The following is a 2748-nucleotide window of genomic DNA, read 5'->3' as shown; positions in this document are numbered from 1 at the left end:
CGGAGCCGTCGAAGGTGTGTCTGGTAAGGAGGGTGAAGTCGTAACAAGGTAGCCGTACCGGAAGGTGCGGCTGGATCACCTCCTTTCTAAGGAGCTTAAAAGAAATACGATTCTCGTTCATACGCTGTTCTCTTTTTCGTGGGCCGGTAGCTCAGGTGGCTAGAGCACTCGGCTGATAACCGAGAGGTCAGTGGTTCAAGTCCACTTCGGCCCACCATTGAATTTTGGGGGTGTAGCTCAGTTGGGAGAGCGCCTGCTTTGCACGCAGGAGGTCGTCGGTTCGATTCCGGTCACCTCCACCATCTAAAAATTCAATCTCATTCGTGAGAATGATAAGATTCTAAAAAAACCCCGTTTCTGGCGGGGTTTTTCTGCTGTATTGAGGCTTCACTTCGACTGGGCCGCCACAAGCTGCACCGATTACTACGAATGACAAAAAAACGGCTCTGTCCTCTGGGCAGGGCCGCTTTTTTTGCCGTATATTCATCAGACGGGGGCGTCGTATCGTCGAGGTGATCGCTACTGTGGCCTTAGTTCTTGGGCAGGATCGTCGCCTTGAGGATAATGACCGGCTCCTTGGGGACATCCTGATAGAAGCCCACCGAGCCCGTGGGAACTGCCTTAATAGCGTTCACCACGTCCGTTCCCTCGCAGACCGATCCAAAGACGGCATATCCCCATCCCTGCATCGTGGGGGCCGAGTGATTCAAAAAGGCGTTGTCTTTTACGTTTATGAAAAACTGCGCCGTGGCTGAGTTGGGATCCTGAGTGCGGGCCATAGCGACAGTGTAGGTGTCGTTTTTCAGGCCGTTGTCCGCTTCGTTCTCGATGGGCTCGCCTGTGGTTTTTTGTTCCATCTCTGCGGTGAAACCACCACCCTGGATCATAAAACCATCGATAACCCGGTGAAAAATAGTTCCGTCATAAAAGCCATCCCGAACGTAGGAGAGAAAATTCTCCACGGTCTTGGGTGCTTTCTCGTGATTCAGTTTGAGGACGATTGTCCCCTTGTTCGTCTTCAAGTGTACCATAGTTTGATCTCCTCCGTCAGAAGTGTTGTTGTTTCCCCATGCTACCGAGAGAGACGTCATGATCAAGAGCAGCAGAGGATTATCAGGGAGCCTTTCTTCAGGATGTTTCGCGTCATGGTGCTCATCGACTCCTTTCGGTTTGAAAACACGATGGGGAACCTCTAAAAAAAAAAAGAAACTTGCCTCAGTTCGTTTCGACAGAGCCCATTCGAGGTTCGTATCTTTGACCTACCGTCGTGAAAAGTATCGATGGGACAACAGGATGTAGTCCCAAGCCAAGAGAGCACAGGAGGTACCCTTCGAGGCGACGGTACGAAGCAGGCAGGTCAAAATACGTTTGCCCGAGACAGGACTCTGGCGGAACGACCTGAGGCTGGGAGATTTGGATGTGGGTTTTTAGAAGTGCCCGATAGATATTATCCTCCTGATTTACGTGGATGTCCAGGACGCAACATCATACGGCTGAATGAGAACGATCTTGGCTACGAGAACAAAGTATCTCTGGGGTACTCTGTGTTTTTTTGTAAAACCACAACTCTGATAACGTGTATAATAGGGCCTTCGATAGAGAACTATCCCAAAAAATAGATGAGGTGACCAAATAGTGAGACTTCGAGTCCGGGGGAAGATGTTGGCGTTGCTTCTGGGAAGCCTGGTGATCGTTCAGGGATGTATTGTTGCCTATATGGCCGTGAGAGTTCGATCCAACGCTGTGAACAAAGCAACGCAACTGGTTACTGTCTCAGCGGAGAGAAATGCCGAAAAGATATCTAAGATCATGAACAGCTTGGTGATGATCACAAAAACTTTTGCCATGGCTTTACAGGGAATAGATGGAGAGAGCCGTGATGCCCGACACAATGTCCTCGACATCACTCGCCAAATTTTAGAAGAAACGCCGGAGGCTCTTGCGACGTGGTTTGTCTTCGAACCTAACGCTTTTGACGGTAAGGACAGCGAGTATATCGATGAGTTCAACAGGACAGGCCGTTTCAAGGGAACCTTCATTCGGGAAGAGGGAGGTGTTACGGGAACCGGAGGAGCTTCTGAAGGGGCTTTGACGGGGAGTTGGTATCAGCTTCCTGTAAGCACTGGAAAAATTGTGCTGCTCGAGCCCTACTGCTATTCTTATACCAACGGCGGTACGTCGTACTTTATCACAGGTGTCTCTGTTCCCATGAAGATTAATGGAAAGGTCGTCGGAGTGGTCGGTATCGATATAGACCTGAATTTCGTAGCTGACGAGGTCGCTGCTACCTCCGTGACGGATAACAGCTACAACATACTTCGCTCTAACAAGGGGATTTACATCTATCATCCCAATACGAGCCTGAGAGGAAAGAAATTCAAGAATGTTTTTAACGGCAAGATGGATAATATGCAGGAGATTTCGAGCATAATCGCCCCTGGTTCGAAAAAAACGTTTATCAGTCGATCTCTGAAACTTGGCACAGATTCTCTTAAAGCCTGTGTGCCTGTTCCATTCGGTGCCGATCTTGCCCCCTGGGAATTGTCAATTATCGTGCCCTTATCGGATGTAACGGCAGAAGCTAACATTTTGGTTCGTAACTTGCTTCTGGTCTCCCTCTTGGGGATGGCCCTTCTCGGTTTGTCGATTTTCATGATCAGTGGCACGATCGTCAAACCCATCGTCGGCATCTCGGATGTTCTTAATAAGTTGGCGCGCCTTGATTTTCGAAGAGATCACTCCAAATTG

General features: G+C 49.3%; 2 protein-coding genes, 2 tRNA genes and 1 rRNA gene. 4 read left to right on the top strand and 1 reads right to left on the bottom strand.

All coding sequences use genetic code 11. The annotated features are described in order from the left end of the window. The 3 genes from CSA35_09605 to CSA35_09595 all read left to right on the top strand — a co-directional run. Window positions 1-95: ribosomal RNA gene (locus CSA35_09605) — 16S ribosomal RNA — on the top strand; the annotation flags it as partial. A 45-nt stretch (window positions 96-140) separates the two neighbouring features. After that, window positions 141-217: transfer RNA gene (locus tag CSA35_09600), tRNA-Ile, on the top strand. A 9-nt stretch (window positions 218-226) separates the two neighbouring features. Then, window positions 227-302 (top strand) — tRNA-Ala (locus CSA35_09595). A 228-nt stretch (window positions 303-530) separates the two neighbouring features. On the opposite strand, the gene CSA35_09590 is transcribed toward CSA35_09595, so the two are convergent. Further along, window positions 531-1031 (bottom strand): peptidylprolyl isomerase, encoded by a 501-nt coding sequence (locus CSA35_09590; GenBank protein ID PIE53763.1) that lies wholly within the window; start codon window positions 1029-1031, stop codon window positions 531-533. Between the two features lie 604 nt (window positions 1032-1635). Here CSA35_09590 and CSA35_09585 point away from each other — a divergent pair. Continuing rightward, a partial coding sequence (locus CSA35_09585) for a hypothetical protein (GenBank protein ID PIE53762.1) occupies window positions 1636-2748 on the top strand: 1113 nt, incomplete at its 3' end.

This window comes from Dethiosulfovibrio peptidovorans (assembly GCA_002748665.1).
Taxonomy (GTDB): Bacteria; Synergistota; Synergistia; order Synergistales; family Dethiosulfovibrionaceae; genus Dethiosulfovibrio; species Dethiosulfovibrio peptidovorans_A.
The sequence above is the reverse complement of the archived record's forward strand: the minus strand, read 5'-3'. Positions and strand labels throughout refer to the sequence as shown.